The organism is Xanthomonas sp. D-109, assembly GCF_017746095.1.
In the GTDB taxonomy this organism is placed as follows: Bacteria; Pseudomonadota; Gammaproteobacteria; order Xanthomonadales; family Xanthomonadaceae; genus Xanthomonas_A; species Xanthomonas_A sacchari.
Map to the genome: position 1 here is coordinate 1 of NZ_JAGHWV010000041.1, position 5,700 is coordinate 5,700.

Annotated in this window: 2 tRNA genes and 3 rRNA genes; all 5 read right to left on the minus strand. The window is 54.3% G+C overall.

The features are described 5' to 3' along the window. Positions 1-57: 57 nt before the first annotated feature. A 5S ribosomal RNA gene (rrf, locus tag J7357_RS21105) occupies positions 58-172 on the minus strand. Positions 173-326: 154 nt separating this feature from the next. Continuing rightward, positions 327-3,206: ribosomal RNA gene (locus J7357_RS21110) — 23S ribosomal RNA — on the minus strand. Between the two features lie 223 nt (positions 3,207-3,429). Continuing rightward, positions 3,430-3,506: transfer RNA gene (locus J7357_RS21115), tRNA-Ile, on the minus strand. A 14-nt stretch (positions 3,507-3,520) separates the two neighbouring features. Next, a tRNA-Ala gene (locus J7357_RS21120) sits at positions 3,521-3,596 on the minus strand. Between the two features lie 88 nt (positions 3,597-3,684). Next, positions 3,685-5,229: ribosomal RNA gene (locus tag J7357_RS21125) — 16S ribosomal RNA — on the minus strand. Together the 16S, 23S and 5S rRNA genes with 2 tRNA genes alongside form the textbook arrangement of a ribosomal RNA operon. Between the last annotated feature and the right edge of the window lie 471 nt (positions 5,230-5,700).

The following is a 5,700-nucleotide window of genomic DNA, read 5'->3' on the forward strand; positions in this document are numbered from 1 at the left end:
TTTTTCCAGGCGCAATAAAAAATCCCCGTCCTTTCGGACGGGGATTTGGGGTAAAGCCCCTGGCGATGACCTACTCTCGCATGGCTTGAGCCACACTACCATCGGCGCAGCTGCGTTTCACTTCCGAGTTCGGGATGGGATCGGGTGGTTCCACAGCGCTAATTTCACCAGGGAGACGGTTGGAGTGTCGCCGCGTGCATGTTCTCGGTTGTTGGACCGAGGACGGCAGGGCGCCAGCCTCTCATGGGGTGTGATGTAGCGAGCGAGTGAGAGCGATCGACGTGTGTCGCGCTAAGGGATGCTTCGAGGAAGCATCTTGAGGTTATATGGTCAAGCCGCACGGATCATTAGTATCAGTTAGCTCAATGCATTGCTGCACTTACACACCTGACCTATCAACCACGTAGTCTACATGGTTCCTTTAGGGGACTTGTGTCCCGGGAGATCTCATCTTGAGGCGCGCTTCCCGCTTAGATGCTTTCAGCGGTTATCGCTTCCGAACATAGCTACCCGGCAATGCCACTGGCGTGACAACCGGAACACCAGAGGTTCGTCCACTCCGGTCCTCTCGTACTAGGAGCAGCCCCTCTCAAATCTCCAACGCCCATGGCAGATAGGGACCGAACTGTCTCACGACGTTCTGAACCCAGCTCGCGTACCACTTTAAATGGCGAACAGCCATACCCTTGGGACCGACTACAGCCCCAGGATGTGATGAGCCGACATCGAGGTGCCAAACACCGCCGTCGATATGAACTCTTGGGCGGTATCAGCCTGTTATCCCCGGAGTACCTTTTATCCGTTGAGCGATGGCCCTTCCATACAGAACCACCGGATCACTAAGACCTACTTTCGTACCTGCTTGATCCGTCGATCTTGCAGTCAAGCACGCTTATGCCTTTGCACACAGTGCGCGATGTCCGACCGCGCTGAGCGTACCTTCGTGCTCCTCCGTTACTCTTTAGGAGGAGACCGCCCCAGTCAAACTACCCACCATACACGGTCCCCGATCCGGATTACGGACCTAGGTTAGAACGTCAAGCACGACAGGGTGGTATTTCAAGGATGGCTCCACTGCAGCTAGCGCCACAGTTTCATAGCCTCCCACCTATCCTACACAGACGAACTCAACGTTCAGTGTAAAGCTATAGTAAAGGTTCACGGGGTCTTTCCGTCTTGCCACGGGAACGCTGCATCTTCACAGCGATTTCAATTTCACTGAGTCTCGGGTGGAGACAGCGCCGCTGTCGTTACGCCATTCGTGCAGGTCGGAACTTACCCGACAAGGAATTTCGCTACCTTAGGACCGTTATAGTTACGGCCGCCGTTTACTGGGGCTTCGATCAAGAGCTTCGCCTTGCGGCTGACCCCATCAATTAACCTTCCAGCACCGGGCAGGCGTCACACCCTATACGTCCACTTTCGTGTTTGCAGAGTGCTGTGTTTTTGATAAACAGTCGCAGCGGCCTGGTTTCTGCGACCCTCTTCAGCTATAGCTCGCACGAGCCACCAAAAAGGGTGCACCTTCTCCCGAAGTTACGGTGCCATGTTGCCTAGTTCCTTCACCCGAGTTCTCTCAAGCGCCTGAGAATTCTCATCCTACCCACCTGTGTCGGTTTACGGTACGGTCTGCGTAAGCTGAAGCTTAGGAGCTTTTCCTGGAAGCGTGGTATCAGTGACTTCGTCTAAAAGACTCGTCTCGGTGCTCGGTCTTAAAGGATCCCGGATTTGCCAAAGATCCAAACCTACCGCCTTTCCCCGGGACAACCAACGCCCGGTACACCTAACCTTCTCCGTCCCTCCATCGCACTTACGCGAGGTGCAGGAATATTAACCTGCTTCCCATCGACTACGGCTTTCGCCCTCGCCTTAGGGGCCGACTCACCCTGCGCCGATTAACGTTGCGCAAGGAAACCTTGGGCTTTCGGCGTGCGGGTTTTTCACCCGCATTGTCGTTACTCATGTCAGCATTCGCACTTCCGATACCTCCAGCAGACTTCTCAATCCACCTTCGCAGGCTTACGGAACGCTCCTCTACCGCGCATCGCTTATCGCGATGCACCCCAAGCTTCGGTTCACTGCTTAGCCCCGTTAAATCTTCCGCGCAGACCGACTCGACCAGTGAGCTATTACGCTTTCTTTAAAGGGTGGCTGCTTCTAAGCCAACCTCCTGGCTGTCTATGCCTTTCCACATCGTTTTCCACTTAGCAGTGAATTTGGGACCTTAGCTGTGGGTCTGGGTTGTTTCCCTTTTCACGACGGACGTTAGCACCCGCCGTGTGTCTCCCATACAGTCCGTCTCGGTATTCGGAGTTTGCAATGGTTTGGTAAGTCGCGATGACCCCCTAGCCATAACAGTGCTCTACCCCCGAGAGGATACATATGAGGCGCTACCTAAATAGCTTTCGAGGAGAACCAGCTATCTCCGGGTTCGATTAGCTTTTCACTCCTAATCACACCTCATCCCCTACCTTTGCAACGGGAGTGGGTTCGGGCCTCCAGTCAGTGTTACCTGACCTTCACCCTGGGCATGACTAGATCACCCGGTTTCGGGTCTACTGCCCGCGACTATGCGCCCTTATCAGACTCGGTTTCCCTTCGCCTCCCCTATACGGTTAAGCTTGCCACGAACAGTAAGTCGCTGACCCATTATACAAAAGGTACGCAGTCACTCTTGCGAGCTCCTACTGCTTGTACGCACACGGTTTCAGGATCTATTTCACTCCCCTCTCCGGGGTTCTTTTCGCCTTTCCCTCACGGTACTGGTTCACTATCGGTCGGTCAGGAGTATTTAGCCTTGGAGGATGGTCCCCCCATGTTCAGACAGGGTTTCACGTGCCCCGCCCTACTCGTCTTCACTGGTATGGCCCTTTCAAATACAGGGCTATCACCTTCTATGGCCAACCTTTCCAGGTTGTTTTTCTAAAACCATACCAGCTTAAGGGCTAGTCCCCGTTCGCTCGTCACTACTTAGGGAATCTCGGTTGATTTCTTTTCCTCCGGTTACTTAGATATTTCAGTTCACCGGGTTCGCTTCCAGCAGCTATGTATTCACTGCAGGATACTGCCGAAGCAGTGGGTTTCCCCATTCGGACATTGCCGGATCAAAGCTTGTTGCCAGCTCCCCGACACTTTTCGCAGGCTGCCACGTCCTTCATCGCCTCTGACCGCCAAGGCATCCACCGTGTGCGCTTATTCGCTTGACCATATAACCTCAAGTTGCCTCAAGGTCATATTCAGTCCAGGGGTACAAAGCCTGGACGCGAACTATAACGACTCAATTTCTAGGGACTCGAGGTCCCCGCCTTAGCCACAACGACACGTCGAGAAGTTTGTTCTCAAACGCTCGCTACATCACAAATTATTAAAGAACAACGCTACGGCCTCAACGCCGAGCATCTAAATTCTTAGTGTGCGATACATTCAGAGTGGTGGGTCTGGGAGGACTCGAACCACCGACCTCACCCTTATCAGGGGTGCGCTCTAACCACCTGAGCTACAGACCCAAAGTCTTCGTCAGTGGTGGAGCCAGTCGGGATCGAACCGACGACCCCCTGCTTGCAAAGCAGGTGCTCTCCCAGCTGAGCTATGGCCCCGGTATTTCGGGGTGCTCCGCCCTGTGGCGGAACTCTCTGAATGCAGGTTACTTGTGAGGACGCCTGACAGATGTAGCTGTCATGCTCAAAAGGAGGTGATCCAGCCGCACCTTCCGATACGGCTACCTTGTTACGACTTCACCCCAGTCATCGGCCACACCGTGGCAAGCGCCCTCCCGAAGGTTAAGCTACCTGCTTCTGGTGCAACAAACTCCCATGGTGTGACGGGCGGTGTGTACAAGGCCCGGGAACGTATTCACCGCAGCAATGCTGATCTGCGATTACTAGCGATTCCGACTTCATGGAGTCGAGTTGCAGACTCCAATCCGGACTGAGATAGGGTTTCTGGGATTGGCTCACCGTCGCCGGCTTGCAGCCCTCTGTCCCTACCATTGTAGTACGTGTGTAGCCCTGGTCGTAAGGGCCATGATGACTTGACGTCATCCCCACCTTCCTCCGGTTTGTCACCGGCGGTCTCCTTAGAGTTCCCACCATTACGTGCTGGCAACTAAGGACAAGGGTTGCGCTCGTTGCGGGACTTAACCCAACATCTCACGACACGAGCTGACGACAGCCATGCAGCACCTGTCTCACGGTTCCCGAAGGCACCAATCCATCTCTGGAAAGTTCCGTGGATGTCAAGACCAGGTAAGGTTCTTCGCGTTGCATCGAATTAAACCACATACTCCACCGCTTGTGCGGGCCCCCGTCAATTCCTTTGAGTTTCAGTCTTGCGACCGTACTCCCCAGGCGGCGAACTTAACGCGTTAGCTTCGATACTGCGTGCCAAGTTGCACCCAACATCCAGTTCGCATCGTTTAGGGCGTGGACTACCAGGGTATCTAATCCTGTTTGCTCCCCACGCTTTCGTGCCTCAGTGTCAGTGTTGGTCCAGATGGCCGCCTTCGCCACAGATGTTCCTCCCGATCTCTACGCATTTCACTGCTACACCGGGAATTCCGCCATCCTCTACCACACTCTAGTTGCCCAGTATCCACTGCAATTCCCAGGTTGAGCCCAGGGCTTTCACAACGGACTTAAACAACCACCTACGCACGCTTTACGCCCAGTAATTCCGAGTAACGCTTGCACCCTTCGTATTACCGCGGCTGCTGGCACGAAGTTAGCCGGTGCTTATTCTTTGGGTACCGTCAGAACAATCGGGTATTAACCGACTGCTTTTCTTTCCCAACAAAAGGGCTTTACAACCCGAAGGCCTTCTTCACCCACGCGGCATGGCTGGATCAGGCTTGCGCCCATTGTCCAATATTCCCCACTGCTGCCTCCCGTAGGAGTCTGGACCGTGTCTCAGTTCCAGTGTGGCTGATCATCCTCTCAGACCAGCTACGGATCGTCGCCTTGGTGGGCCTTTACCCCGCCAACTAGCTAATCCGACATCGGCTCATCTATCCGCGCGAAGCCCGAAGGTCCTCCGCTTTCACCCTAAGGTCGTATGCGGTATTAGCGTAAGTTTCCCTACGTTATCCCCCACGAAAAGGTAGATTCCGATGTATTCCTCACCCGTCCGCCACTCGCCACCCAGAGAGCAAGCTCTCCTGTGCTGCCGTTCGACTTGCATGTGTTAGGCCTGCCGCCAGCGTTCACTCTGAGCCAGGATCAAACTCTTCACTTAAAACTACATGCCCGAAGGCAAAAGCTTTGATATGCAGAGTTCAAACCAAGCTACGTATCGCTTGCAAAGCAATTGATTTGTTGCTCTTGATTCGAACGTCTGCAAGATGGACATACTTCCATCTGCAGGCGTCCTCACAAGTTACCTGCGCACACTGTCAAAGAACGTCGGGGCCGGCCTCAGCGCCTTTCCCTTTTCGCCCCGACGTTTCCGTCCGAGTGAGCCGCCCATTATAGCGGACTTTTTGTTTCCGTCAACACCTCGTTTCGAGGCGGTTGACGCTGGCTCGTCTTCAAACCCGAGGGCTTTTCGTCGAACCGAGCCGCCCATCATAGCGGCTTTTTTCTTGCCGTCAACACCTTTTTGATCAGGTGGTTGACGCCGCTTCTTCGTCCAAACCCGTAGGCTTTTCCTCGAAGCGAGCCGGCCATATTAACCGACTTTTTCACGCTGTCAACACCCGATGTTCGC